The 26,062-nt window shown below is 64.5% G+C and carries 30 protein-coding genes; 15 read left to right on the plus strand and 15 right to left on the minus strand.

Going from position 1 to position 26,062, the window contains the following annotated elements:
• Window positions 1–6: 6 nt before the first annotated feature.
• Entirely contained in the window at window positions 7–1,656 is a 1,650-nt protein-coding gene (locus tag SynRS9909_RS09245) for a SulP family inorganic anion transporter (protein WP_186593715.1), read from the minus strand.
• A 121-nt stretch (window positions 1,657–1,777) separates the two neighbouring features.
• Here SynRS9909_RS09245 and SynRS9909_RS09250 point away from each other — a divergent pair, with 121 nt between their 5' ends.
• From SynRS9909_RS09250 to SynRS9909_RS09280, 7 genes are all read left to right on the plus strand, one after another.
• Window positions 1,778–2,893: a calcium/sodium antiporter gene (locus SynRS9909_RS09250; RefSeq protein WP_007102013.1), complete on the plus strand. Its 1,116-nt coding sequence runs from the start codon at window positions 1,778–1,780 to the stop codon at window positions 2,891–2,893.
• A 148-nt stretch (window positions 2,894–3,041) separates the two neighbouring features.
• On the plus strand, window positions 3,042–3,542 hold the full coding sequence (locus tag SynRS9909_RS09255; RefSeq protein WP_038001206.1) for a DUF2231 domain-containing protein: 501 nt from the start codon (window positions 3,042–3,044) through the stop codon (window positions 3,540–3,542).
• An 11-nt stretch (window positions 3,543–3,553) separates the two neighbouring features.
• Window positions 3,554–4,174: a DUF2231 domain-containing protein gene (locus SynRS9909_RS09260; protein ID WP_007102011.1), complete on the plus strand. Its 621-nt coding sequence runs from the start codon at window positions 3,554–3,556 to the stop codon at window positions 4,172–4,174.
• The gene (locus tag SynRS9909_RS09265; protein ID WP_007102010.1) at window positions 4,171–5,118 is read left to right on the plus strand and encodes a cytochrome c oxidase subunit II; all 948 of its coding nucleotides are present in this window, start codon (window positions 4,171–4,173) and stop codon (window positions 5,116–5,118) included. The genes SynRS9909_RS09260 and SynRS9909_RS09265 overlap by 4 nt, the downstream gene beginning before the upstream one ends.
• Before the next feature lie 5 nt (window positions 5,119–5,123).
• A complete protein-coding gene (locus tag SynRS9909_RS09270) occupies window positions 5,124–6,812 on the plus strand; it encodes a cbb3-type cytochrome c oxidase subunit I (RefSeq protein ID WP_007102009.1) in 1,689 nt (562 codons plus the stop codon).
• Between the two features lie 5 nt (window positions 6,813–6,817).
• Window positions 6,818–7,423: a heme-copper oxidase subunit III gene (locus SynRS9909_RS09275; protein WP_007102008.1), complete on the plus strand. Its 606-nt coding sequence runs from the start codon at window positions 6,818–6,820 to the stop codon at window positions 7,421–7,423.
• A gap of 24 nt (window positions 7,424–7,447) precedes the next feature.
• Window positions 7,448–8,968, plus strand: a complete 1,521-nt coding sequence (locus tag SynRS9909_RS09280; RefSeq protein ID WP_007102007.1) for a GMC oxidoreductase — start codon at window positions 7,448–7,450, stop codon at window positions 8,966–8,968.
• 49 nt (window positions 8,969–9,017) lie between these two features.
• Here the strand turns inward: SynRS9909_RS09280 and SynRS9909_RS09285 are convergent, their stop codons facing one another.
• From SynRS9909_RS09285 to SynRS9909_RS09320, 8 genes are all read right to left on the minus strand, one after another.
• Entirely contained in the window at window positions 9,018–9,485 is a 468-nt protein-coding gene (locus SynRS9909_RS09285; RefSeq protein ID WP_007102006.1) for a hypothetical protein, read from the minus strand.
• A gap of 71 nt (window positions 9,486–9,556) precedes the next feature.
• Window positions 9,557–10,180 (minus strand): hypothetical protein, encoded by a 624-nt coding sequence (locus SynRS9909_RS09290; protein WP_007102005.1) that lies wholly within the window; start codon window positions 10,178–10,180, stop codon window positions 9,557–9,559.
• Window positions 10,152–10,511 carry a hypothetical protein gene (locus SynRS9909_RS09295; RefSeq protein WP_007102004.1) on the minus strand — a complete coding sequence of 120 codons (360 nt, stop codon included), beginning with the start codon at window positions 10,509–10,511 and terminating at the stop codon, window positions 10,152–10,154. Before SynRS9909_RS09295 ends, SynRS9909_RS09290 begins: the two co-directional genes overlap by 29 nt.
• Complete coding sequence (locus tag SynRS9909_RS09300; protein ID WP_007102003.1) at window positions 10,508–10,870, minus strand: hypothetical protein; 363 nt, start codon at window positions 10,868–10,870, stop codon at window positions 10,508–10,510. The genes SynRS9909_RS09295 and SynRS9909_RS09300 overlap by 4 nt, the downstream gene beginning before the upstream one ends.
• Window positions 10,870–11,391: a MotA/TolQ/ExbB proton channel family protein gene (locus tag SynRS9909_RS09305; RefSeq protein WP_007102002.1), complete on the minus strand. Its 522-nt coding sequence runs from the start codon at window positions 11,389–11,391 to the stop codon at window positions 10,870–10,872. Before SynRS9909_RS09305 ends, SynRS9909_RS09300 begins: the two co-directional genes overlap by 1 nt.
• Window positions 11,392–11,409: 18 nt before the next feature.
• Window positions 11,410–12,243: a sulfite exporter TauE/SafE family protein gene (locus tag SynRS9909_RS09310; protein WP_007102001.1), complete on the minus strand. Its 834-nt coding sequence runs from the start codon at window positions 12,241–12,243 to the stop codon at window positions 11,410–11,412.
• Window positions 12,240–12,767, minus strand: coding sequence for a rhodanese-like domain-containing protein (locus SynRS9909_RS09315; RefSeq protein WP_007102000.1), 528 nt, complete (start codon window positions 12,765–12,767; stop codon window positions 12,240–12,242). The genes SynRS9909_RS09310 and SynRS9909_RS09315 overlap by 4 nt, the downstream gene beginning before the upstream one ends.
• An 85-nt stretch (window positions 12,768–12,852) precedes the next feature.
• Window positions 12,853–13,965 (minus strand): MBL fold metallo-hydrolase, encoded by a 1,113-nt coding sequence (locus SynRS9909_RS09320; protein WP_007101999.1) that lies wholly within the window; start codon window positions 13,963–13,965, stop codon window positions 12,853–12,855.
• A gap of 177 nt (window positions 13,966–14,142) precedes the next feature.
• Here SynRS9909_RS09320 and SynRS9909_RS09325 point away from each other — a divergent pair, with 177 nt between their 5' ends.
• Entirely contained in the window at window positions 14,143–14,505 is a 363-nt protein-coding gene (locus SynRS9909_RS09325; protein ID WP_240307763.1) for a helix-turn-helix transcriptional regulator, read from the plus strand.
• A gap of 11 nt (window positions 14,506–14,516) precedes the next feature.
• Here SynRS9909_RS09325 and gorA read toward each other — a convergent pair whose 3' ends face one another.
• A complete protein-coding gene (gorA, locus tag SynRS9909_RS09330; RefSeq protein WP_007101997.1) occupies window positions 14,517–15,878 on the minus strand; it encodes a glutathione-disulfide reductase in 1,362 nt (453 codons plus the stop codon).
• Window positions 15,879–16,050: 172 nt separating this feature from the next.
• Here gorA and SynRS9909_RS09335 point away from each other — a divergent pair, with 172 nt between their 5' ends.
• Window positions 16,051–16,290, plus strand: coding sequence for a hypothetical protein (locus SynRS9909_RS09335; protein WP_007101996.1), 240 nt, complete (start codon window positions 16,051–16,053; stop codon window positions 16,288–16,290).
• 27 nt (window positions 16,291–16,317) lie between these two features.
• Here the strand turns inward: SynRS9909_RS09335 and SynRS9909_RS09340 are convergent, their stop codons facing one another.
• A complete protein-coding gene (locus SynRS9909_RS09340) occupies window positions 16,318–16,836 on the minus strand; it encodes a phycocyanin subunit beta (RefSeq protein ID WP_007100570.1) in 519 nt (172 codons plus the stop codon).
• Between the two features lie 97 nt (window positions 16,837–16,933).
• Here SynRS9909_RS09340 and SynRS9909_RS09345 point away from each other — a divergent pair, with 97 nt between their 5' ends.
• Entirely contained in the window at window positions 16,934–17,494 is a 561-nt protein-coding gene (locus SynRS9909_RS09345; RefSeq protein WP_007101995.1) for a DUF2808 domain-containing protein, read from the plus strand.
• Between the two features lie 28 nt (window positions 17,495–17,522).
• Window positions 17,523–18,179: a ParB-like protein gene (locus tag SynRS9909_RS09350; RefSeq protein ID WP_186593716.1), complete on the plus strand. Its 657-nt coding sequence runs from the start codon at window positions 17,523–17,525 to the stop codon at window positions 18,177–18,179.
• Here the strand turns inward: SynRS9909_RS09350 and dnaA are convergent.
• On the minus strand, window positions 18,176–19,576 hold the full coding sequence (gene dnaA / locus SynRS9909_RS09355; protein WP_186593717.1) for a chromosomal replication initiator protein DnaA: 1,401 nt from the start codon (window positions 19,574–19,576) through the stop codon (window positions 18,176–18,178). The two genes, SynRS9909_RS09350 and dnaA, sit on opposite strands and share 4 nt — an antisense overlap.
• 91 nt (window positions 19,577–19,667) lie before the next feature.
• Here dnaA and SynRS9909_RS09360 point away from each other — a divergent pair, with 91 nt between their 5' ends.
• Genes SynRS9909_RS09360 through SynRS9909_RS09370 form a run of 3 tightly spaced genes read left to right on the plus strand, consistent with a single transcriptional unit; the run spans window position 19,668 to window position 22,208 of the window.
• Complete coding sequence (locus tag SynRS9909_RS09360; protein ID WP_007101992.1) at window positions 19,668–20,825, plus strand: trypsin-like peptidase domain-containing protein; 1,158 nt, start codon at window positions 19,668–19,670, stop codon at window positions 20,823–20,825.
• Window positions 20,822–21,487 (plus strand): TIGR04282 family arsenosugar biosynthesis glycosyltransferase, encoded by a 666-nt coding sequence (locus SynRS9909_RS09365; protein WP_007101991.1) that lies wholly within the window; start codon window positions 20,822–20,824, stop codon window positions 21,485–21,487. The genes SynRS9909_RS09360 and SynRS9909_RS09365 overlap by 4 nt, the downstream gene beginning before the upstream one ends.
• The gene (locus tag SynRS9909_RS09370) at window positions 21,480–22,208 is read left to right on the plus strand and encodes a TIGR04283 family arsenosugar biosynthesis glycosyltransferase (protein WP_007101990.1); all 729 of its coding nucleotides are present in this window, start codon (window positions 21,480–21,482) and stop codon (window positions 22,206–22,208) included. The genes SynRS9909_RS09365 and SynRS9909_RS09370 overlap by 8 nt, the downstream gene beginning before the upstream one ends.
• Before the next feature lie 8 nt (window positions 22,209–22,216).
• Here the strand turns inward: SynRS9909_RS09370 and SynRS9909_RS09375 are convergent, their stop codons facing one another.
• A complete protein-coding gene (locus SynRS9909_RS09375; protein WP_186593841.1) occupies window positions 22,217–22,687 on the minus strand; it encodes a GNAT family N-acetyltransferase in 471 nt (156 codons plus the stop codon).
• Between the two features lie 109 nt (window positions 22,688–22,796).
• Between SynRS9909_RS09375 and SynRS9909_RS09380 the strand changes: the two genes are divergently transcribed.
• A complete protein-coding gene (locus SynRS9909_RS09380; protein ID WP_038001914.1) occupies window positions 22,797–23,576 on the plus strand; it encodes an alpha/beta fold hydrolase in 780 nt (259 codons plus the stop codon).
• On the opposite strand, the gene SynRS9909_RS09385 is transcribed toward SynRS9909_RS09380, so the two are convergent.
• Both SynRS9909_RS09385 and hisG read right to left on the minus strand, forming a co-directional pair.
• Window positions 23,528–25,384, minus strand: a complete 1,857-nt coding sequence (locus tag SynRS9909_RS09385; protein ID WP_007101987.1) for an ABC transporter ATP-binding protein — start codon at window positions 25,382–25,384, stop codon at window positions 23,528–23,530. The genes SynRS9909_RS09380 and SynRS9909_RS09385 overlap by 49 nt on opposite strands.
• Entirely contained in the window at window positions 25,384–26,037 is a 654-nt protein-coding gene (gene hisG, locus SynRS9909_RS09390; RefSeq protein ID WP_007101986.1) for an ATP phosphoribosyltransferase, read from the minus strand. Before hisG ends, SynRS9909_RS09385 begins: the two co-directional genes overlap by 1 nt.
• Window positions 26,038–26,062 lie beyond the last annotated feature (25 nt).

The following is a 26,062-nucleotide window of genomic DNA, read 5'->3' on the forward strand; positions in this document are numbered from 1 at the left end:
AGACGATCAGGCGGGAAGGCCTGCCACGGCGGAGCGCAGGGCCTCCAACCGATCTTCGCTGATCTGCTCCTGGGGGATCCGCTCAAGCAGCTTCAGCTTCTCCAGCCGGTTGCGGGCACCACCGGGCAGAAGCACAAGGTGCACCCGACGGCCCACCTCAAGCGCTTCCTTGATGGCATTCTCCAGGGCCAGGGAGGCTGTGACGCCGAGATGGGTGACCTCACTGAGGTCAAACACCACGGCATTGCAGTTGCTGATCGCGTTGTGCTCCCGGGCGATGGTCTTGGCCACGCCGAAGATCATCGGGCCGGCCAACTGGAACAGCAGCACCTTGCCGCCAGCCTGGTCAAGCAGTTGCTGCTCCTCGCCAGACAGCTCCACGTCATCGTCAGCGGTGCTGATCGTTTTCACCCGTTTCGACTGCAGCGCGCTCATGCGATCGATGGTGAGCACGTTGGCCACGAACACGCCGATGCCCACGGCCGCGATCAGATCCACCAGCACGGTGAGGGCGATGACGCCATAGGTGATCAAGGCGGCCTTCAACGACAGGTGATGGGCCCGGCGCAGGAAGTCCCAGTCGATGATGTCAATACCGACCTTGAGCGCGATCCCGGCCAGCACCGCCAGAGGAATGGTGGAGACCAGGGGCGCCGCCAGCAGGATCACGAGCATCAGAATCACGGCCCGCACCACGCCGGACAGGGCGGAGCGTCCACCGGCCTGAATGTTCACCACCGTTCCCATGGTGGCGCCGGCACCGGGCAGTCCTCCGAACAAGCCGGAGGCGATGTTGGCCAGGCCCTGCCCCACCAGCTCCTTGTTGGAGTTGTGTTCTGTACGAGTGAGGCTGTCGGCCACCACCGATGTGAGCAGGGCATCGATGCAGCCGAGCATGCCGAGCACGGCACCATCGATCACCATCAGCCGCCACTGATCGGCGGCGAAGATAGGCATGCGCAGGCTGGGAAATTCCGCCTGAAAGTCGGGAATCGTGCGCAGACCTGCGGCACTGAAGAGGGTGAGGGAGAGAAGCGTGCCGATCACCAGCGCCAGCAGCTGGGGCGGGCAGACTTTTTTCAGCCTGGCGGGGGTGAACCAGAGGATGGCCACGGTGATCAGGGCCAGGATCAATTCATAGGGCCGCACGCCCGAGAGCAACTGGGGCAGCTGCGACAGGGTGCCGATCACACCGCCTTTGGGGCTGGCCTGCCCCAGAAAGGGAGCCAGCTGCAGGATCACCAGGATGATGCCGATCCCCGACATGAAGCCGGAAATCACCGTGTAGGGCATCTGGGTCACATACCGGCCCAGGCGGAACACCCCAAAGAGGATCTGGAACAGTCCGGCCAGGATCACCACGGTGAAAGCCATCGCCAGGGCCGTTTCCCTGTCGGGGGCCGTGGCGGTGAAACTGAGGATCACCGAGGTGAACACCACGGTCATGGGACCGGTGGGCTCGGAGATCAGGGTGGGGGTTCCACCGAACAAGGCAGCCACCAGGCCGATGATCACGGCAGCCCAGAGACCAGCGGCAGCACCGGCTCCGGAAGCCACACCGAAGGCCAGGGCCATCGGCAGGGCGATCACGGCGGCGGTGACGCCACCGAAGGCATCACCACGCAGGTTTCTAGTTCTGATGTGGTTAAAGAGCACCGAAGACGAAGAATCAAGAGCGGCGAAATGCTAGGTGGCTCCTGAGAATGGAAGCCCCGGTTCCGATCAGCGTTCGTGATCAGACTGGACAGGACAATGAATCCCCTGGCCCTGCGGAGCGATGTCGCCGTTCCTGATCTCCGTTCTTGACGTTGTGGTGGGGATCGGCCTGCTCTTCGGTGGTGGCGAGCTGTTTGTGCAGGGGGCCGTGAGTCTGGCCCTGATCCTGGGCATTCCCCAGCTGGTGATCGGCCTCACCGTGGTGGCCCTCGGCACCAGCGCCCCGGAACTGTTCGTGAGCGTGGGCTCGGCGCTGGCTGGCTCCGCCGATCTGGCCGTGAGCAACGTGGTGGGCAGCAACATCTTCAATGTGATGGTGGTGCTGGGCAGCAGCGCCCTGGTCATGCCACTGCACGTGGAAAGTCGATTGGTGCGCCGCGATGTGCCCCTGTTGCTGGCGGTCTCGGCGGCCGTGTGGGGGATGGCATCGGCGGGTCGGGTCACCTGGCAGGCGGGCGTCGCCTTGCTGATCGCTCTGGTGATCAACACCCTCTGGGAGATCCAAACCGCCAAGCAGGAACCGGAGGGGATCGAGGAGGCCGAGCCGGAGGTGGATGCGACAAGCGCCAACCGCGGCTGGGCTGGCTCCCTGATCCGCCTGGCGATCGGCATCGTGCTGCTTGGCTTCGGTTCCAATGTTCTGGTGAGGGGAGCGAGCGCAGCAGCGGCCATGCTCGGCGTGAGTGAAGCGGTGATCGGCCTCACGATCGTGTCGGCGGGAACCTCGATGCCGGAACTGATCACCTCCCTGATGGCGGCGATGCGGGGGCGCACCGATCTGGCGATCGGCAACGTGGTGGGCAGCAATCTGCTCAACCAGTTGCTGGTGCTCAGCGGCTCCGCCCTCGCTTCAGGCGCCTATGGCCTGCACGTGGATCCGATCCTGATTCAGCGGGACCTGCCGGTGATGCTGCTCACCACCCTGGCCTGCATGCCCATTTTCTGGAGTGATGGCCGGATCACCAGGGTCGAGGGCGGCGTCCTGCTTGGTCTTTACGTATTTTATGTCATCGATCAGGTGCTGCCCCGCACCCTGCCCAGCTGGCAGGACGAGTTCCGCCTGGCCCTGCTCTGCCTGGTGCTGCCGGTCGTATTGGTGTTGATCAGCGTGCAGGTGATCAGCCACTGGCGCCAACTTCGCTACAGCCGCCGGCGGGGCGACGACGACCTGGCGTGATCGACAGCCTCGCGTGATCGACAGCCTGGCGTGATCGACAGCACAGGGGAGCAGTCGGCATGGGCACACCCACATTTGCAATCCGACAAGAGGGGATGACTCCTGGGGCAAAGCTGACCATCCTTGAGAGGCCAAGTGCGGCTTGCCGATGCTGGAGCTGCTGCCTCCCCTTAACGACAAGAATCTTCCCTGGCTCGATGTGATCCACCCGATCGTGGTTCATTTCGTGATCGCGATGGCTCTGATCACGGTCGTCTTCGACTTCCTGGGCGTGCTGACCAAACGGCGCAACCTGTTTGAAGTCAGCTTCTGGAATCTGGTGGTGGCCACGGTGGCCATCTTCGTGGCGATCATCTTCGGGCAGATCGAAGCCGGGCTCGCCAACCCCTATGGCGCATCCCGCGACATCCTCAATTACCACAGCACCCTCGGCTGGTCCTTGGCCGGCGTGCTCGGCCTGCTGACCGGCTGGCGCTATGTGGTGCGGCAGAAAGACCCCACCAGCCTGCCTTCAGGCTTCCTGGTGATTGATGCGGTTCTGGCGGTGCTGGTGTTCTGCCAGGTCTATCTGGGCGACAAGCTGGTGTGGGTCTATGGGCTGCACACCGTGCCTGTGGTGGAAGCGGTGCGTAGCGGGGCACTCTCATGACCACCGTTTCGATGGATCTCCTGATCGAGATTGCGTCGCCGATCAATGACATCGTCGACCAACTCGGGGCCAACGATCTCCCCTATGCCATCCCCCTGCACCCCAACCTGGTGCACTTCACGATCGGCTTGTTCGCCATCGGCATCGCCTTCGACTTCGCTGGCGCCTTCTATCCCCTCGAGAAGCGGGTGTTTCGGTTTCTGGCGCTGCCGGTGACCCGCACCGGCTTCCACGACGTGGGCTGGTACAACGTGCTCGCCTGCGCCGTGATCACCTTCTTCACGGTGGCTGCGGGGTTCTACGAAATGCTCCTGGCGGTGCCGCTGCCGGGGATCCGCAGTGTGATCGGCCAGAACGCGATCGACACCATGCTCTGGCATGCGATCGGCGGCGTTGCCCTGCTCCTGATCATCGTCGCCATGACGATCTGGCGGGGCTATCAACGCTTTGTGTGGCGCAAGGACCTCGGCCGTCAGGTTACCTGGCTGTATCTGGGCTGCGGAGCGCTGATCCTGGTGATCATGGGCGTTCACGGCAGCCTCGGCGCCTGGCTTGCCAGCGAATTCGGCGTGCACATCACAGCGGATCAACTCCTCGCAGCCGGAGCCGATCTCCAAGAGGTTCTGCCATGACATCGACAACCCCCAAAGGCAAGAGCGGTTGGCCGATCCGCCTCATCGCCGTCATCCTCCTGGCCACGGCCAGCGATGCCCTGCTGAGCTATCAGGTCTCGCAATGGGCCTATGGATGGCTGCCGGTGCCGGCTTCCACCGCAGCTCCCTATGTCGATGATCTCTTCAGCCTTGAAGTGGGAATCGGCGCCTTCATCTTCTTCGGTTGCACCGGTTTCATTCTTTGGTCGGTGCTGTTCAATCGGGCCGAGAAATACGACGAAAGCGATGGCCTGCCGATCGAAGGCAACAACAAACTGGAGGTCACCTGGACGGTGATTCCTTTCATCATCGTGATGATTCTGGCCTATCAGGCCATCCACGTGAGTGAAACCCTCTCAGCCCTCGGCCCCAAGGTGAAATACGACGTGGAAGGGGGCCTGAGCCCAGACACGGCCATTGTGACGGGAGTGCGGGATGACATTGGCCCCATCGATGTGATCGCAAGGCAGTGGAGCTGGGAGTTCATCTATCCCAACGGCGTGCACAGCTCAGAACTCCATCTCCCCCTCGATCAGCGGGCCAATTTCCGCATGAGCAGCGAGGATGTGATCCATGGTTTCTTTGTGCCCGCCTTCCGCCTGAAGCAGGACATCGTTCCCGGCAGCGTGATTTCCTACAGCATCACACCCACCCGAGAAGGGCGTTATCGCCTTCGGGATTCCCAGTTCAGCGGTGCTTATTTCTCCCAGAATCAAACCGATGTGGTGGTGGAGAGCGAAGATATGTTCAACGCCTGGTTGAAACAAAGTGCTGCCAATCCCCTGGTTCCCGGATTGAGCCCGGGAACGGCCCTCTACAACGAGCGCCTCGCCAAGGGCAATAAGGGCTGGGCCACGGTGCCACCGGCACCGCCTCCGATGGTGAATGATCCCGGCAATCCCGACGCTCCTCACGACGCCTGACCCCGATGACGACCACCAAGTACGACCCGAGAGTTCTCAAGGCGCCCCATCCGGTGCCCGGTGCGCCCGACAACTGGAAGCGGTTCTTCACCTTCAACACCGACGCCAAGGTGATCGGCATCCAGTACATGGGCCTGTCCCTGTTCTTCCTGCTGGTGGGAGGACTGCTGGCCATGGTGATGCGCGGTGAACTGATCACACCGCCATCGGATCTGGTGGATCCCACCGTTTACAACGGTCTTTACACCATGCATGGAACAGTGATGCTGTTCCTGTTTCTGTTCCCGATTCTCAACGGCTTCAACAACCTGCTGATCCCCACCATGATCGGCGCCCCCGACATGGCCTTCCCGAAAGTGAACGCCGCCGCCTTCTGGCTGGTTCCGGTGTTCTCGGTGGTGCTGCTCTCCAGCTTTTTCGTGCCAGGAGGTCCGGCCTCAGCCGGTTGGTGGTCCTATCCACCGGTGAGCATCCAGAACCCGCTCGGCCACTTCCTCAACGGTGAATTTCTTTGGATTCTCGCCGTGGCCCTCTCGGGGATCTCTTCGATCTTGGGCGCGCTGAATTTCGTGACCACAATCATTCGCATGCGGGCCCCTGGCATGGGCTTTTTCCGGATGCCCGTGTTCGTCTGGACCGCCTGGGCAGCCCAGACCCTGCAGTTGGTGGGCCTGCCCGCCCTGACCGGTGGGGCGATCATGCTGCTCTTTGACCTGAGCTTCGGCACCAGCTTTTTCCGGCCCGAAGGTGGCGGCGATCCGGTGCTCTATCAACACTTTTTCTGGTTCTATTCGCACCCGGCGGTGTATGTGATGGTGCTGCCGGTGTTCGGCATCTTCTCCGAGCTGATCACCGTGTATTCGCGCAAGCCTCTGTTTGGCTACAAGTTTGTGGCGATCGCCTCCTTCATCATCACCTTCCTGGGCTTGATCGTGTGGGTGCACCACATGTTCTATTCAGGTACGCCCCAGTGGATGCGCAACATCTTCATCGTCACCACGATGCTGATCGCCGTGCCCACCGGCGTGAAGGTGTTCGCCTGGCTCGGCACGCTTTGGGGAGGAAAGATCCGACTCACCACGCCGATGCTGTTCGTGCTTGGTGGTGTGGTGAATTTCATTCTGGGTGGTGTTACTGGAATCATGCTCGGCACCGCACCGATCGACATCCATGTGGGCAACACCTATTTTGTGGTGGCTCACTTCCACTACATCATCTTCAACACGATCGGCTTCGGAATCTTTGCCGGCATCTACCACTGGTTCCCCAAGTTCACCGGCCGCATGTATTACGAAGGCCTCGGCAAAATTCATTTTGTGCTCACCTTCATCGGTGCCACCCTCAACTGGCTGCCGATGCACTGGGCTGGCCTTTACGGCATGCCCCGTCGCGTTGCCTCCTACGACCCTGAATTCGCCATCTGGAACGTGATTGCCAGCATCGGCGCCTTCATGCTCGGCGTCGCTTCGATCCCCTTCATCCTCAACATCGTCAGCTCCTGGGCCCGCGGCGCCAAGGCCTCCGCCAACCCCTGGAACGCGATCGGCCTCGAATGGCTGCTTCCCTCACCGCCACCGGCTGAGAACTTCGAGGATGACGTTCCCACCGTGATCAGCGAGCCCTATGGCTATGGCCTGGGCAAGCCCCTCGTAAAGGACGAGGAGTATTACATCCGCCGTTCCATGGAGGCGTGAAACCAATGACTTCAGCGAGCCAAGACCTCAACCTCAATCACGAGCCAGGCCACATCAAGCACGATGGCCACAACCTCACTGGCTTCATCATCTTTCTCTGCTCAGAGAGCATCATCTTTCTGGCTTTCTTCAGCGGCTTTGCCCTGCTAAAGCTCACCAGCCCCGAATGGCTTCCGGAAGGGGTGGAAGGCTTGGAGACCAAGCTGCCCCTGATCAACACGATTGTGCTGGTGAGCTCCAGCTTTGTGGCCTACTTCGCAGAGCGTTATCTCCACAAGGAAAACCTCTGGGGATTTCGGGCTCTCTGGCTGCTCACCATGGCGATGGGCACCTATTTCGTGTATGGGCAATACGTGGAATGGTCGGAGCTTCCCTTCAGTCTCTCCAATGGTGTGTTCGGGGGCACGTTCTATCTGCTCACCGGATTTCATGGCCTGCATGTGATCACGGGCATCCTCTTGATGGCCCTGATGCTGTTCCGTTCCTTCCGTCCCAACAATTACGCCAAGGGCGACATGGGGGTCACCTCCGTGAGCCTGTTCTGGCACTTTGTGGATGTGATCTGGATCATTCTCTACATCCTGATCTACGTGTGGCAGCGCCACACCTGAGTCGTTCCCTACCTGAATCGAGCCATGATCATCGATGATTGCCACTACGACGTCATCATCATCGGCAGCGGTGCCGGTGGTGGAACCCTGGCCGGTGCCCTGAGCCGCAAGGGGCACAAGGTGCTGCTGTTGGAGCGGGGCGGCGCCATGGCTCTGGAGGATCAGAACGTGGCCGATGTGGATCTGTTCAGGAAAGATCGCTACCACCCCAAAAATGAGCGCTGGTTCGGTCCTGACGGTGATCCCTTCGCTCCCCAGACCACCTATGCCCTGGGGGGCAACACCAAAATCTGGGGAGCTGCCCTGGAACGGATGCGCGAGAAAGATTTCGGCGAAATCCCACTCCAGGACGGCGTGTCACCAAGCTGGCCTTTCGATTACGCCAGCCTGGCGCCTTACTACGACGCCGCCGAAGCGCTCTATCAGGTGCATGGCCAAGCGGGTGTGGACCCCACGGAGCCGTCACGGTCGACACCTTTTCCCCACGCCCCGAAGCCGCTGCTTCCTTTCCTGGAACCATTGCGCGATGGCCTGCAGCGTCAGGGGTGTCAGCCCTATGACCTCCCCCTGAGCTGGTCGACCGATCCCGAGGATCCTTCCGGCGACGCCCAGATTTTCGGCCTGAACCAGGCCGACCCCAACACGCTGGAGACGCGAGCCCTGGCGCGGGTGACCCGCCTGCACACCAGCCCCGATGGACGGGAGGTGAAAGGGGTGGAGGCCGAAGTGGCCGGGGACCTGTGGTTGTTCAGCGCTGATCTGGTGGTGCTGGCCGCCGGCGCGATCAACAGCGCAGCCATCCTGCTGCGCTCCAGCTCCGATCGGCATCCACGCGGCCTGAGCAACGGCTCCGACCAGGTGGGCCGCAACCTGATGAATCTGCAGCTCACCTCAATCCTGCAGCTGGCGGCAGAGCCGAATAGCGGACGTTACGCCCGCTCTCTCGGCATCAACGACTACTACTGGGGAGACAAGAACGTCAGCTTTCCGCTCGGTCATCTCCAGAGTGCCGGCGGCGTCTTGCAGGACGCCCTGTTTGCGGAGTCGCCGCCAGTGCTCTCCCTGGTGAGCAAGCTGATCCCCGATTTCGGTCTCGAACGACTCGCCTCCCGTTCGGTGGCCTGGTGGGCGATGACCGAAGTGCGACCCGATCCCCACAACAAAGTGTGGCTTCACAACGACCAGATCAGGATCAACTACCTCCACAACAATCGAGAGGCTCACGATCGCCTGGTGTATCGCTGGATCGACACCCTCAAAGCGGTGGAGGCTGATCCGGTGACCCGGGTCGTGACCTCAGCGCCCACCCACCCGCGCGGCGAAGCTCCCCTGAGCGTGGTGGGTTATGCCTGCGGAACCTGCCGGATGGGACAGGATGCGGCCGCCTCAGTGGTGGATGCCACCGGCAAGTGCCATGAACTCAACAACCTCTACCTGGCCGACGCCAGCGTGTTCCCCAGCTGCCCGAGCGTTGGCCCTGGTCTCACCGTGATTGCCCTGGCCCTCAGGCTCGCCGATCAGCTCGATCAGCGCCTTCAGGGCTGAGCCTGAGGCGCACGGCATCACAGCGGGCCTCCATCACGACCGACGCCATTCACTCACCGAGGAGGAAGGCGCGCAGAGAACCGATCGCACCAGCCTGAGACGGTTCCGATACCAGCGCTCCCAGCACCAGACCACCGGCAAGAACACCATTGGGCAGAAAACGGGAGGCCAGCCGGGCCTCCAGTTCGGCATTGATGTCGTCGTTGGGGTAGAGGCTGAGCACAGCCATCACTTCCCGATCATCCATGAACTCTCGCACCAGGGGGGTGAGGAGAACATCGGGAAGAAATCCCTGTTCACGGCCGAACTGATGCTGGAGGCCATGAAACAGTTCGTGGCGGGCCACCTCCGCCATGCTGCGTCGCTTGCGACGCGCCACCTCGGGGCAAAGGCTCACCCTCTGCTGCGCGGGATCAAAACTGCCGACAAGGTTGCTGATCGCGTAACAGCCGCTTCCTCCCTCCACCACGTGAATGCCCGCCAACGACGACACCAGAAAAAGCAGAAACAGGGGCATCGAGGGTTAACGCATTCTTAACCCTTCCATCATGAAAGGTCTCACCGGATTCCCACAGTCCGTTTGAATACCTATTCGAAGGGTCGACGTCCGATCCAGACCCCCTGATCGTCAGCCCGCACCAGAAACTGATCGGCGTCGGATGTGAGGCTCAAACGGTTCAACTGCTTCACGTTGACGCCAGGAAAGGCCGTGAGGGGCAAGCGCCGGAGCTGAATCCCCTCAGGCAGTGGGCCGAAACGCTCCGGCCAGCTCCCCGCCACCGTTCCCTCCTCCCAACGGGCCCGGATCATCTCCACCGACAGCCCTGAAGCCACAGCGACAGGCTTGCCCCTGTCGACAGCTTTGTCCTTCGCAACAGCCTTATCCTCCAAAGCACTCGGAGGACAGGCCGGGGGCTTTTCGGCACCGGGCTTGGCAGCCGCATCCTTGGCCTCGACCAGCTCCGGTGGCGGCGGCAACTTGGCACTGAGGGTGAGCAGGGAGGAGGGCACCAGCGGCTCCTGTCCGCCCAGGCGCCGGCTCAGCCTCACGAGCTGGCGCGTGTTGTCCACCACCGTGGCCGCAGCGGCGGGAGGCGCGGCTCGGCTGCGCCAGCTGGAGGCACCGATCACCACCGCATGGATCACGATGGCCACGGCAACAGGAAGGGCCAGGGGCCACGCCTCAGGGGCGCGCCGGAGGAGGGAGTTCAAGGTCCACATGGAGCGTGCTGGAGTCAAGTCGGGGGAGCAGGTCTTGAACCACACCCCAGGGAACCTGGGGTGCCACCACCAAGCGAACGCGCGTGCTGGAATCCAGGCGTTCGGCGCGCCGCAGCAGAGCGGGCAGGGCGGTGGCGGCAATCGGGCGGTTCCAGAGTCGGAGCGAGCCATCGGCGGTCAGATGGAGACTGACCAGTCCCTGCCGTGCCGGCAACTGCCGCTGCCACTGGGGCATCACCACCGCTGCGGTGGCGAGGAGCGCAACGCAGACACTGGAAGCAGCGAAGGCCAGCGCCCAGGGCGCTGAAGGCGTCTCGTTCATGGCTGCGCCAATCCCTCCGGCCGCTCCAGATGAATCGGCACGTTGCTCTGGCGCCTCAGCCAGCTGAGATCGGCCGCAACCGCAGCGCTGGTGCGTGCACTGGAGGGCAGAAGCAACACCGCAGAGGGCCTGGGCCTGGCCTGACGCAAGGAGCGAGCCAACACCGCGGACGACACGGCATCACCATTGAGATACCAGCTGCCGCTGCTGGAGCGGACCAGCAGCCATTGGCCCGCCGTCCGGGTCTTGGCTGCCGCCTCGACGACGGCAAGGTCCGGCGAACTCAGCAATGCGGGCACCAGAGCCAGAAAGCCGGTCAGGCTGACCACAACAACCGCAGTGGCAAGCACGAAAGGCATCAACCCAGGGCCGCTCGGCGGTGGAAACAAGCGTCGGCGAAGGTGCTGATCACCGCCTGGCGTTGCATCCGGCAGAGACGCTGCACCACCAAGGCGATGGTGGCAATCAACAGACCCAGCACGGTGCCCACCAGCACCTGGCCATAGCCCACCACCAGGGCAGCACTCTGCGCCGGGAGCACCAGATCAGGGCCCAGATCCCTGAGCAAACGCATGAGGCCCACCACGCTGGCGAGCAGACCGAGCAGGGGGCCGAGCACCATGGCGAGCTCCAGGCAGCCATCCCAGCGAGACAGCGATCGCTCCAGTCGGCGGCAAAGCCGCTCCTGATGCAACGCCGCCTGGGCGGCGGTTCGATCACTGACTTCACTGAGCAGGGCCTCGAGCTGGGCGGCACCGACCTGACGCCACCGCCACCAGAACCGCAGGCGATCGATGGCCACCGCAACGACAGCCACCGACAGAAGCAGCAGAGGCACGATCAGTACGCCACCGTGGCGCAGGGCCTCAGCAGTGAGCACGATTCCGCCACCACGCGATCAGGTCGACGTTAGGGACCCCTGGACGACACCCATGTGCTGCACCTGCTTGACAGGAGCACGTTGACGCCGCAATCCCTCCCATCCTGTGAGCAAGGCCGCAGACACCAGCAGGACAGAGAAGCCGATGCGGAGCTGGCGATCCTTGAAATGGGGCGCAAGGGCCTGGCCGACCAGTCCACCCACCCCACCGCCGATCAACAGGGGAAGTACCAGGGGCAACCGTTCGGCAGGCCAGTGCCCCAGGGCACCGAGGGCCACCAGGCTGTTCAGGGCAATCAGCACCAGGCTGGTGCCGCTCGCCAACTGCATCGGCAGGCCGGCCAGAAGCACGAGGGCTGGCACGAGCGCAAAGCCGCCACCGACGCCGGCAATGCCCGTCAGCAAGCCCACCAACACCCCCTGCAGCATCAGGGCCGGTGCTCGCACCGTGGCAGCGGCAACAGCGGGCTCGTCATGCGCGCGATCCGTTCGCTTCTGACGGCTGAGCATCAACCAGGCCGCCAGCAGGGCCGCGATGGCAAACACAGCCAGCTGCACCGGCTCGGCGATCCAGCCAGCCTTCACCATCGTGCCTCCGATCCAGGCCCCCATCAGGGCCGGAACCCCCAGCAGCAGGGCCGGACGGGGCGCGACGAGGCGACGGCGCAGATAGGGAATCATGTTGGCGATCGCCAGCAGGGTCACCACCACCAGCGAAAGGGGCACCGCATCGCGGGTGGAGAGGCCAGCTCCCGTCACGAGGATGGGAAGCAGCAGGATCGATCCACCGGCACCGAGCACCGCCAACAGGAAACCGATCACACCACCACCGAGAAGCAGCAACGCAATCACGGGCGCACCTGATTCCAGGGCATGGCAGCCAGCAGGCGAGCCATCCCGCAGAAACCACTGATGCCGGCGAACATCAAGCCGGCACCGACAAAGCCACTGAGCCAGATCCAGCCCGGGGCCACCAGCACCGACAGAAGCACGCCAGCGAGCACCAGGCCGCCGGCCACGATCTGCACCTGACGCATCAGGGGCAACGGGGCCCCCTTGCGCTTCTCCACAGGAAGACCGGCCTGCTGCCAGGCCAACATGCCGCCCTCCAGATCCGCGAGGCCTTCGCCGAAGCCCTTGGCGCGCAGAGCCGCCATCCCCCGCTCACTGCGGGCACCGCTCTGGCACACCAGCACCAGAGGCGCGGAAGGGAGTGGCGCTTCGGTGAGCTGACCGAGGGGCACATTGCGACTGCCGGCGATATGGCCGCCGACGTATTCCATCGGTTCACGCACGTCGATCACGCTGACGCGACCCTGGCGTAAACGGTCCTGCAATTCGTGGGGACTGAGACGCAATGGAGTGATGCTGGTCATGGCGAAGGGATGGGGTGAATGGGAATGGGAAGGGGAAGGGGAAGGAAGGCGGTGAATCAACCCTGGGAAACAGGTCCGGTGCCGCTCAGACGCTGAGGGGTTCGGGCATGGGCAGCCCTTTGCGATACCAGTCCTGAAGTCCGCCGCGCAGGTTGGCGACCTTCTTGAAACCGGCCTTGACCAACTGCTGGGTCGCGAGGGCGGAACGGCTACCGGCATGGCAGAACACCACGGTGGCAACCTCCGGATCGAGTCGATCGAGATGCTCCGCCAGTTCGGGCAGAGGGATGTTGCGGCTGCCGGGCAGCGCGCCATCGGGCCCCCGGGCTTCATCGGCGTTGCGAACGTCGAGAATCGTGAGCTCGGCGAGATGGTCGGCGACCCACTCGGGCTCCAGCTCCGGCAGGCCGGAGTAGCTGCGCTTCAACGGTGCCCACGCGGGTTGGTCCGGCCCATCGATCCGGGGGCGCCCACTGCGCAGATTCGCCGGCAGGGCCTGGGCGATGCGATGCGGGTGGGGAAGTTTGAGCGATTCCATATGAATCACGAAATCCCGCTCATCGGCCCCACCACCCAGACGGGCGTTGAGGGCACGCTCCTCGGCAACGCTGGTCACCTGACGACCGCTGTAGTCGTGGCCGGGATAGAGAAGGCACTGGTCGGGCAGGGAGAGGATCTGCTCGGTGATCGAGCGATAGAGGGTGTGAGCGTTGCCCTGCTGGAAATCGGAGCGGCCGCAACCCCTGATCAACAAGGCATCGCCGGTGAAGGCCGCACTGGCGTCATCCAACACGAAGGTGAGACAGCCATCGGTGTGCCCTGGAGTGGCACGCACCTCCAGGGCACGGGCTCCGAAACCGACCCGATCGCCGTGTTGCAGGGGCTGGGTGACATTCTCGGCGCGAGCGGCGGCGGCGAGGCCGATGGCGGCACCGGTGGCCTCATGCATCAGCCAGCTGCCGGTGACATGGTCGGCATGGGCGTGGGTGTCGAGGCAGGCCACCAGATCGACCCCTAACTCACGCACCAGGGCGAGATCCCGCTCATGACGCTCGAAGACCGGATCGATCAGCACACCCTTGGCCGAGGGCACATCCACCAGGAGGTAGCTGAAGGTACCGGTCTCAGCATCGAACAACTGGCGCAGAAGCAGGGAATGGCCTCCTGCGGCGGCCTGGAGAAGCGAAGAGCTAGCCATGGGTCCTCAGATCACTTTATGAGTGTACACGCATATCAACATCGCTCATGGTTTTCGGCCCAGGACCTGCACCACGGCGCTGTCTCCCTGGTGGTAGCGCCCTTCCGCGATCGGGCGGGCATCCATGGCCGCATCGCATCACGACGGCATAATGCCTGTATCGGCATAGGGGAGGCCATGGCGAGACAACCAGAACACGCCGAAGGGTGTTCCATGCATCAGCTCTCCCCCGAAATGATCGAGGAGCTGAGCGGCTTTTTCCGACTGCTGGGCGAACCGGCACGCCTGCGCCTGATGTGCGAAATCCGCAACGGCAGCAGCGATGTGGCCACTCTGATGGACCGCACCGGCTTCAGTCAGTCCCATCTCAGCCGCCAGCTCGGCCAACTGCAGAAAGCCGGGCTGGTGCAGGTGGAACGGGATGGGAACCGCTCTCGGTATACGGCCACCGATCCGGTGGTGGAGGCCATCTGCCAGCTGGCGCAGGAGCGGCTGATGAACCACCTGCGGCAACGGCTCGACAGCCTCAATGTCGCCTGAGCCGCCCCAGCTCAGGCCATCGTGACGAATTCCTCCGAGATCGTGGGGTGCAGCGCCATGGTGCGATCGAAATCGGCCTTGGTGGCCCCCATGCCAACGGCGATCGCCGCCATCTGAATGATCTCGGCCGCATGCTCTCCCACCATGTGGCAGCCGAGCACGCGATCGCTCTCCTTGTTCACCACCAGCTTGAGCAGGCAGCGCGGCCCACTCTTCGGCAAGGCCTGGGCCATGGAGCGGAACCGGGCGCGATGCACCACGATCGCCTCGGCCCCATAACGCTCCAACGCCAGCTCTTCGCTCAGCCCTACGGTGGCCAGCTCCGGCTGGCTGAACACAGCGCTGGCGACCAGATCATGATCCACCCGACGGGGGGATCGGCCGAACACGGTGTCGGCGTAGGCGCGTCCCTCATCCACAGCCACGGGGGTCAGGCAGATCCGATCGGTCACATCACCGACGGCATGAATGTGGGGCACGTTCGTGGCCTGGTCAGCATCGACGGCAATGTGATGCCCTTCCACCGCCACCCCGGCGGCCTCCAGGTTGAGACCCTCCAGAAAAGGGCGACGACCGGTGGCGAGCAATACGCCACCGCACGCAAGCCGCTCTCCCGCCTGGGTGATCACGGTGCAATCCCCTGGCGCCCCCTCGATCGCCGCTGGACTGTGGCAGAAGCGCAAGGCGATGCCTTTCTCCTCCATGCCCTCCTGCACCACCGCCGACAGCTCACGATCGAACCCCCGGAGGAGGTGATCGCCTCGCACCAACTGGGTGACCTGCACCCCGAGGCCGCTGAGGATGCAGGCGAATTCACAGGCAATGAAGCCGGCACCCACGATCACCACCCGCTCCGGAAATTGATCCTGGAGGAACATGTCATCGCTGACCCAACCGAGCTCGGCACCGGGAATCTGGGGCCGATGGGGGCGGCCACCGACGGCGATCAGGGTGCGCCCGGCCTGCAACACCTGCTCCGCCTCTCCTCCGGGACGCGACGACACGGCAATCCGATGGGGATCCTGAAAGCGACCCCAGCCACTCACCAGGGTGACGCCAGCCTTCTCCAACAGGCTGATGTGGAGGGCATTGAGACGATCCACCTCCTGGCGGACATTGGCCAGCAAGCGGGAGGTGTGGAACTGGGCGGAGGCGATCTCCACGCCATAGGCAGGGGCTTCCTGGAGTTGCTCACTCACCCTGGAGCCATACACCAGCAGTTTTTTGGGCACGCAGCCCCGGATCACACAGGTGCCGCCAACCCGATCCCCTTCCACGATGGCGACTCTGGCGCCATAACGCGCCGCCCGTTTGGCAGCGGCCAGACCACCGGAACCGGCCCCCAGCACCACCAGATCAAATGACGTTTCCATCGGCGCAGCCAACAGGCGACCCACACATCACAGCATTGTGATGACGAACGGAGGACGACACAAGCCCTGACCTGTTCTGTGGCCAAAGGCAATCATCACCTCGGGGGTGTGCTGGGACACCTGACCGCAGGTAAAGAGATCGTTATCGTGCGGGAAAGAGCTGGAACACCCCATGAAAAACAAGCGACGCCCCCAGCCACCTGATGGCCGCATCAGCGCTCCGATGCGCCGGGAACTGACCATGCTGATCACCTGCGACGACATGGCAGCCCGCTTAAAAAGCCTCGCTCAGGAAGGACGACGCGACGATTGCCTGGCCCTGATGCAGGAGCTGGGGGAGTGGCAGAGCCGCAGCGCCAAAGCCAAAACCAGCGTGCTCTGGATCCCCTTGGTGACTCAGGCGCCCGAGTAGGGCGCCTGAGCGCAGAATGGAGCCGGATCAGGCGACAGCAGCGGCAGCGCGGTCGAAGTAGGTGCCGATTTCAGACATCAGAGCGGAGCAGTCACCAGCGGTGATGCCGTTCTTGTCGTTGGCGATGGCGATAGCCGCATCCTTCATCTTGCGAACGCCTTCAGCGACGGAAGCGCCGGGGACGCCCAGGGCCAGGTAGGTCTCACGCAGGCCGTTGAGGCAACGGTCTTCCAGCACGGAAGCATCGCCGGTGAAGGCGGCGTAGGTGACGTAGCGGAGGATGATCTCCATGTCGCGCAGGCAGGCAGCCATGCGGCGGTGGGTGTAAGCGTTCCCCCCGGGGGCGATCAGGGCGGGCTGCTGGGCGAAGAGTTCGCGAGCGGCGTTGGTGACGATGGAAGAAGCGTTGGAGGTGATGCGGTTCACAGCATCCATGCGCTTGTTGCTGTCAGCAACCATGGCAGCCAGAGCATCGATCTGGCCGGCGTTGATGAATTCGCCACGGGCGTCAGCCTGGGCAACAACCTTGGTGAAGGCGTCGAACATGGGAAAAGGGAGAAGGGGCAAGCGTTCCAGGCCAAAAGCTAGAGAGCCCGAAGCCCGAAACGCGATTCAGAATCACGGCATTGCCAACCCTTCCAGCATGGGGACGATTCAGCGCAGGTTCAAGGCGGCCATCAGCACCGCCATCAGCATCGCCATGACCGGGTTATGGGTGCCGCCACCGGCGCTTCAGGCGATCGAGATCAACGGTCAGACCAGCTTTGTGGCCGTGCCCACCAAAGCGAAGCTGATCAATTACCGCTGGTATGCCTTCGAGGGAGGCGCAGAACTCTTCTTCGTGCTTGAGCTGCCCGCCGGCGCCGAAGCCGGCCTCGGCGGCATCAGCCTGGAACAGATTCGCGGCGTGCAACCCGCCTTCTATTACGGAGCGATCCAACCCACCGCATTTCTGGGCACACCCCGCCGCGAAGGCGCCGCCGTGCCGGTGACCGCCAGCTTCAGCAATGAGGCCCGCTCGATCGCGATCCGATTTCCGAAACCCGTACCCGCCGGCTCCACCGTCACCGTGGCCTTTCGCATCGGCACCAACCCTCCGGCCGACATCTATACCTTTGCCGTTTCAGCCACGCCCTGGGGACCGAAGCCGATCCCTCAGAGCGTTGGCGTGGTGCAGATGAGCATCCTCGAGGCGGGAATTTGAGACTCCATAGTGGGTGAGCCACCGCCCCATGCAGATCCTGCACCTGTCTCACTACGAGCCCATTCCCAAAGCCGAGGGCGTTGAACTCTTCGAGGTGGCGGTCGCTGCGCTCCAACCCACCCAACTCTGCATCGGGCTGGCCGAAATCCGGAGCCGACAACACGACTTTGCCCGCGACACACTCGAGCAACAGCGGCGCTACCTGCGCAGCAAACCCGTGCCCCTGGTGCGCAACCAAACGGGAGATCTGTGGATGATCGATCGCCATCACAGGCTGCGCGCCCTGCTTGAGCTGAATGCTTCGGTCACCACCTTCGGCTATCTGGTTGCCGAGGTCGCGTCCAGCAGCCGAGCCGAGACCCTGCGGGAACTGCAAAGCCGGGGCTGGCTCTACCTGCACGACGGCCGGGGACAGGGCCCCTGGCCACCAGAGCAACTCCCCACCAGCCTGCTCGACCTTCAGGACGATCCCTATCGCAGCCTGGTGTGGAAGCTGAAGAAAGAGGGAGTCCTGCGCCCCCAGCCCCTGATTCCATATCACGAATTCCGTTGGGGCGCCTGGCTGCGCCGGCGCCCCCTGCCGCCCTTCCACTCCGGCTGCCTGGAGCCTGCACTGCCGACGGCGCGGCGGCTGGCCCGCTCACCGGCGGCCTCCCACCTGGCCGGCTGGAAAGGGGAGGCTTAACGCTTGCGGCGTGAATCGATCTGCAGCAGATCCCGAACCCGTTGCACCTGACTGGCGAGCTGGGGGTCACTGGCGAGTTTCTTCTCCACCTGCTCGATCGCATACATCACGGTGGTGTGGTCTTTGCCCCCGAAGGTCTCACCGATCCGGGGCAGGCTCAGCCCGGTTCCCTGACGCATGAGGAACATCCCCACCTGCCGCGCCTGGCTCACGGCACGACGTCGGCTGCTGCTGAGCATGTCATCGGCCGACACATCAAACACCTCTGACACCTTCTCAATCACCTGCTGGGGCGTCACCTCCACCCCCTGACCGCTGGGATCGAGCATCGGCGCCACCGATTCCACCGTCATCGGCAGACCGGTGATCGACGCGAAAGCCACCGCCCGGGTGAGAGCACCCTCGAGTTCGCGGATGTTCGATGTGAAACGCCCGGAGATGTACTGGATGAGGTCCCGCGGCAAGGTGACCCGTTCCTGTTCCGCTTTTTTCTGCAGAATCGCCATCCGCGTCTCCAGATCGGGCGCCTGAATATCGGCGATCAATCCCATCGAAAATCGGGAAATCAGGCGCTCCTGCAAACGGGGAATCTGGCTGGGCGGTCGATCACTGGCGATCACGATCTGCCGGCCAGCCTCGTGCAGGGCATTGAAGGTGTGAAAGAACTCCTCCTGGGTGTATTCCTTCCCTTCAATGAACTGAATATCATCCACAAGAATCAGATCCGTGGCGCGATAGCGGTCGCGAAACGCCTGCATCCCGTCCTTACGGATCGCCTGAATCAGATCGTTGGTGAAGGTTTCGGTCGACACGTAGGACACGCGGGCGTCGGGATCGATCTCCAAGCGGTAATGCCCGATCGCCTGCATCAGGTGGGTCTTGCCCAGACCCACGCCACCGCAGATAAACAGAGGGTTGAATTCCCGCCCGGGTGATTCCGCCACCGCGAGGGCGGCGGCATGGGCCATGCGGCTGTTGGGGCCCACCACAAACCGGTTGAACACGTAGCGCATGTTCAAACCGGGCAGCCGCCGCGGTGCTGCGCCAGAGGCTGCGGCTGTGGTGGTGGTTGTGGGGTTGGCGGTCGCCGCCGGAGCCACCCCAGCGGCCTGGGACTGGGCGGCTTGGGGCGGATCGGCCGCCGCCTCCTCCCGGGCCAGCACGGTCACCGTGACCGGAGCACCATGCAGGTCACTGGCCACCTCGGCGATGGTGGCCACGTAGTTCTTGCGCAGCCAGTTGCTCGCGAAGCTGTTGGGGGCCTGAAGCGTGAGTTCGCCATCGGCGAAGGCGCTGCAGCGGGCCGGCCGGATCCAGGTTTCAAACGTGGGCTTGCTGAGGCTCGACTGGAGGGCGTGCTGCACCTTGTTCCACAGCTCGCTGCCGGTCAGCACCACACCCTCAAGTTTCCTGGAGAGCCGAATCTACGCACCCCAAGCCGGTTGGTCCGTCTTTAATGAGACCCTCGTCTCCGATCGCAGCAACGCCATGGCCCCCGCCGCGCACCCCTCCAGGCAGCGCCTTCTCCGCTGGTTGGGACTCAGCGTCATGGGCCTGGGGTTGACGGGTTGTGATCCCTCCTGGCGTCAGCGCCTCGGCCTCGATTCCAAACCCGACACCAGCAGCCCCGCCCCCGTCGTCAGCGATGGGCCGCGCTCGGCGCCGCTACAACCGGGCAGAAACGTGATCGTGTCGGCGGTGGAACGGGTCGGCCCGGCCGTGGTGCGGATCGACACCGTGAAACGAATCAGCAACCCGCTGGGGAACCTGTTCGGCGCGGGGCCCTCGATTCAGCAACAGGCGGGGCAGGGATCAGGCTTCATCACCCGATCCGACGGCCTGATCTTCACCAACGCCCATGTGGTGGAAGGGGCCGACCAGGTGTCGGTGACCCTCCCCGATGGCCGCAGCTACAACGGCAAGGTGCTGGGGGGAGATCCACTCACGGATGTGGCCGTGGTGAAAGTGGTGGCCGAGAAGCTGCCGGTGGCCCCCCTGGGAAATTCCGATGACCTCAAACCCGGGGAATGGGCGATTGCCATCGGCAACCCGCTGGGGCTGAACAACACCGTCACCGCCGGCATCATCAGCGCCGTGGAACGCACCAACGCGGTGGGGGCAGGCCAGCGGGTGCCCTACATCCAGACCGATGCGGCCGTGAATCCAGGCAACAGCGGCGGGCCGCTGATCAACGCATCCGGACAGGTGATCGGGATCAACACCGCCATCCGCCAGGCCCCGGGGGCCGGCCTCAGCTTCGCGATTCCGATCAACCTGGCCAAGCGGATCGCCCAGCAGATCATCAGCACAGGCCAGGCCTCCCACCCCTTCATCGGCGTGCGACTCCAGAGTCTCACCCCCCAGCTGGCCCGTGAGATCAACGCCACCAGCCAATCCTGCCGCGTCCCGGAAGTGAATGGAGTGCTGGTGATTGAAGTGGTGGAGGACAGCCCCGCGTCCCGGGCCGGAATCCGGCCCTGCGATCTCATCCGCAGCGTCAACGGTGAAGCGGTGAAGGACCCCTCCCAGGTGCAGCTGGCCGTGGATCGGGGCCGGGTCGGCCAGCCGATGCCCCTCAGCGTGGAACGGGATGGCAACACCCAAACGCTGACGGTGCGTCCTGCGGAACTGCCCCGGGAGGGATGAACGGCACCGACTGCAGCGCCGCCCACCGGCCCGTGGTGGTGATCATGGGGCGCTGGCCGGCCGAGGGGCGCTGCAAGCGTCGGCTGTCGCACGGCGTGGGAGCCCAGAGGGCGGCGGCGATCCAGCGGCGTCTCAGCCATCACAGCCTGGCCGTGGCCTGTGCCCTCGATCAGGCGGGGCATGTGCACCTGCGCGTCGCCCTCTCCGGCTGCGGCAGCAAAGCGGCCCGTCGCTGGCTGGGGCGACGCGCAGGCACCCCAACGCTCCAGGGAGCCGGCGGGCTGGGGGAGCGCATGCGCCGCCAGCTGCTGCAGGCCCAGCGGCGCCACCGCGGCAGCGCCATCCTCCTGATCGGCAGCGACCTTCCGGGCCTGGAGGGCCGCGACCTGATGGCAGCCCTGGACGCACTGCAGCACCACCCCCTGGTGCTGGGTCCGGCGGCGGATGGGGGCTACTGGCTGTTGGGCCTCCAAACGCACCTGCTGCAGCCGGTGGTGAGCTGGCCCTTCAGCGCCATGCCCTGGGGCAGCGAGCGGGTGCTGGCGATCACCCGGCAACGGGCCAGGGCCCAGGGGCTGGATCCCTGGCTGCTCTCCACCCGCAACGACCTGGATCGGATCGATGACCTGAGCCCGTGGCTGGCCTCCGGCGTCCATGGCTGACGACCGCGCCCTGCCAGCACCACCTCCCCTGAGCGTGGTGATCCCCTGCCTGAATGAGGCGGAGCGGCTGTCCTTGCTGCTGGCGGATCTGCAACGCTGGCCGGCCGGATACGAACTGTTGCTGGTGGATGGGGGAAGCACCGATCGCAGTGCCGCCAATGCCGCCCTGGCGGGGGCCCGGGTGCTGAGCAGCACGCCCCCCTGCCGCGGCAGGCAATTGGCCACCGGGGCGCATCGGGCCCAGCACTCCTGGCTCCTGTTTCTTCACGCCGACAGCCGCCTGCCGCCCGACTGGGCGGAGTGCGTGAGCCGGGCGATCAGCCGGGCGGCCCACCACGCCGATGCCGAGATGGGCACCGCCTGGTTCTTCCGCCTGAGGATTGCCCCCAGCACCGCCGCCCGACGTCTGCTGGAATGGGCCGTGCAGCTGCGGAGCCAGCTGGGCCAGACCCCCTACGGCGACCAGGGCCTGCTGATTCACCGGCGTCTCTACGACGCCTGCGGGGGCTTTGCGCCGATCTCCCTGATGGAAGACCTGGATCTGGTGTTGCGCATCGGCCGGCGAGCTCACCTGCAGAGCCTGCCCTGCCCGATCAGCACCGATGGTCGACGCTGGGACCGCTGCGGCGTCATCCGACGCAGCTGGCAGAACGCGCGGCTGCGACGACGCTGGCGCCAGGGAGAGCCACCCGAACGCCTGGCCGTTCTCTACGCCCGCTGAAACGGGGCTCAGCTGGCATACCAGAAGCCGCAACGATGCCCATTCGGCTCCAGTTCCCAACCGAGGCGCTCATAGAACGGCAGCACGCCGGGGTCGGCGAACAGGGTGACCCGTTCGGTTCCCATCGCACGCAGGGCATCGAGCAGATAATCCATCAACTGCCGGCCCAGGCCGGCCCCTTGATAGAGCGGATGGATGGCCACATCCCAGATCGTGGCCTCAAGCACCCCATCCCCGGTGCAACGGGCAAACCCGATCAGCCGGGGCACCCGGGGGTCATGACGCCAGAGCCCAACGGTGATCAGGCTGTTCTCCAGGGCGCGTCGGACCCGGCGCACGGGCCGCCGGCTCCAGCCCACCGCCTCAAGCAGACGCTCCAGCTCGACGAGATCCAGGGGTCTGGAGCGGCTGAACACCAGGCTCACCTGGGGATTCGGAGACGCGCAGAGACGGGCGTTCTCGCCGTAGGCCTGCACCATCGACTGCGACGTGAGCGGTGGTGCGCTGATCACCCAAGCCTTGCGAATCGGTTCCGATCCTGACGCATCACCCCGTTCTCCGGTCAGCATGGAATCCCCGCTGCGGCCGATGCCTGTCCAGCCTTCCCCGGTTCCGCTGCTGGTCGGCATCCACGGCTGGATGCTCAGCCGCAAGGTCTGGGCAGCGTTTGAACCGGTCTGGGCGGACATGTCGCCCACCGCTGGAGGCGAGGCGACCATGCCCCTGTGGTGTCCGGATCTGCCGGGGTTCGGGGAACGGCATCGCCCCACGGCCCTGCTGCCCACCCTGGCGGCCTATGGCCGCTGGCTCGCGGATCAGGCCCTCGCAAAGGCTGGTCCTCGCCCGATCGTCTTGATGGGCCATTCCCTTGGGGCGAGTGTGGCCCTGCATGCGGCCCGGGTGCTCGAGCACCACACGCCGGGGCGTCTCCATGCCCTGGTGCTGATTGCTGCCGGTGGCGGCATCTACCAGCCGCGGCCGTTCCAGCGCCTGCGCCGCGGCGGCCGCCTGGTGGTGCGGCTGCGCCCCCGGCTCCCCCTGGCACTCGGTCCGTTTCAGGCGGAGGAACGCGCTGCCCTCGGCCTGTTGATGAACAGCACCTGCCGGGGGGCGATCCGACAAATTCCCAACCTGGTGGCCGACCTGCCGGTAGCCAATCTCTGGATCAGCGGCAGTGACGACCGCGTCATGGAGCCGGGCTACGTGCGCCATCTCGCCAGCTACAGCCCGCGGCATGCGCTGATCCATCTGGAGGGTTGCGGCCATCTGCCGATGCAATCCCACGCCAGCGAGCTGGCCGGGGCGATCCATGGCTGGCTTCAGAGCTTGGCCAGCCCGCGCTCCTGCAGCTCGGCCAGCTCGGCATAAAGACCGCCGAGCGCACGCAACTCCCGATGGGTGCCTTGCTCGATCAGGCGACCACGCCGCAACACCAAGATCCGATCCGCCGCTTCCACGGTCGCCAGGCGGTGGGCGATCACCACAGCCGTGCGGCGTTCAAGCAGGCGATCGAGATCACGCTGCAGGGTGGCCTCGGTGGAGGGATCCATGAAGGCGGTGGCCTCATCCATCACCAGCACCGTGGGATTGCGGATCGCCACCCGGGCCACCGCGAGAAGCTGACGCTCACCAGACGACAGGTTGCCGCCCCGTTCCCGCAACGGGGAGTTCAAGCCTTCAGGCAACCGGGCCAACAGGGGTTCGAGGCCGAGATCCCGGCAAATCTGCTGGAGGCGCTCATCATCGATCGGCACATCCAGGCGCAGGTTATCGGCCACATTGCCGCTGAAAAGAAAGGTGTCCTGCAACACCACCCCCAGCTGCCGGCGCAACTCCGGCACGGACCAATCACGAATGTCCTGGCCGTCGAGCAAGATCCTGCCCTGCTGGGGTTCATACAACCGGCAGAGCAGACGGATCACCGTGCTTTTGCCGGATCCCGTCGGCCCCACCAGGGCCACATGCTCGCCGGCGGCAATCCGGAAACTGAGATCGCGAAGGATCGGCTCATCGGGGCGATAGGCAAAACTCACGTTCTCAAAAACCACCTCGCCGCGACGGGCCGGCAGGGCCACGAGGTGGGCTGGCGTGGTGCTGGAGCGACGCGACGCCGTGGTCCCGCCCAGGGGGTGATCAACCTCGCCCAGGGTGTGGTCAACGATGTCGAGGGGCTCCTCGAGCAGTTCGCCGATGCGCTCCACGGCCGTCAGGCCCCCCTGAATCTGGGTGAAGCGTTCAGCTAACTGACGCAGGGGGTCAAACAATCGCTGCGAATAGAGGATGAACGTGGTCAGGGTGCCCAGACCGATCGCCCCGGCGGTCACCATCCAGCCGCCAAGCGCCAGAACCACGGCCACAGCCCCGAGCGCCACCCACTCGATGAAGGCGGAGATGCTGCTGTCGAAGAAGATCGTGCCATTCACAGCACGGCGGTAGGCCTGTCCGGTGTGGGCAAAACGGGCGCTGTTCGCCGCCTCTCGCCGGAACATCTGCACCACATCCAGGCCCTGCAGGTTTTCCTGAAAGTCAGCGTTCAGCTGCGACAACTCCTCGCGCACCCGGTAGTTGGCCTTCCGGAAGCGCCGTTGCAACCAGAGAATGGTGAGAACCACCGGCACCTGGGACACCAGCAGCAACAGCCCGAGACGCCATTCCACCAACAGCATGGTGATCGCAATCACCAGGAGGGTCACCAGGTCGCCGAGCACGCCGACGGCACCGCTGCCGAACACCTCCGCGAGAGCATCGACATCGCTGGTGAGCCGGGTGAGTAACTTGCCGACCGGCATCCGGTCGTGAAAGCGAAGCGACAACTGCATCGCATGCGAAAACAGATCGTTGCGGATCCGGGCCGTGAGGCGCTGCCCGACCGCCTGAATATTGAACGACTGAAATCCCTGCAGACCCAGGCGCAACAACACCGACACCAGCAGCGTGATCACCAGCAGGCGGACCGCCACCGGCGTGTCGAGCGACTGCAACAGGGGAAGCACCGATTCGTTGGTGGCACCGCCCGTGCGCCGCAGCACGGCAATCGCCTGGCCGACCAGGAGGGGTTGGATCGCACCGGCCAGGGCCACCGGCAGGAGCAACACGAGGGTGAGCGTGAGCCGGCGTCGATCGCGGCCGAGATAGCGACCGAGCCGCGTGACGCGCTGCAGATCAGAGCCGGCCATCAGGCTGCTGCCGCCGGATGGCCGGCGGACGACCGCATCGCTTCCACGATGGCGCCCAGCTCACCGCGATCGAGCCGTAGCGACAGGGGGTGGCCCACCAGCCTGGCGGTGGAATGAAACAGGTCTTCAATCGCGATCAGGCCGTTGTCCCGCAGGGTTCTGCCGGTGGCCACCAGGTCGACGATCGCTTCGGCGATGCCGGTGATCGGCCCGAGCTCCACGGATCCGGTGAGATGCACCAGTTCGACCGGCAGATCGAGGGCATCGAAATAGGTGCGGGCGCAGTGGATGAATTTGCTGGCAACGCGGCAATGGGGAGGCAGATCGGCGGCGCTGCGATAGCCGCTGCCGTCCTTCACCGCCACCGACATGCGACAGCCGCCGAAGCCCAGATCCACCAGCTGGGCAACGGGCATCTGGTGTTCCCGCAGCACGTCGTAACCAACCACTCCCAACTGGGCCTGGCCATAGGCCACATACACCGGCACGTCGCCGTTGCGCACCAGCAGAGCCCGGGCCTTGCCGCAGGCGGACGGCACCATCAACTGGCGATTGTCGGGGTCGAGGACGGCGCTGAAATCCAGCCCTGCCGCAGCGAACCGAGCGACGGAATCCTTCAAGAGCGCTCCCTTGGCCAGGGCGACGGTGATCATGGAGTGATGCGTCGACATGGACTTT

The organism is Synechococcus sp. RS9909 (genome assembly GCF_014279595.1).
Lineage (GTDB): Bacteria > Cyanobacteriota > Cyanobacteriia > PCC-6307 > Cyanobiaceae > Synechococcus_C.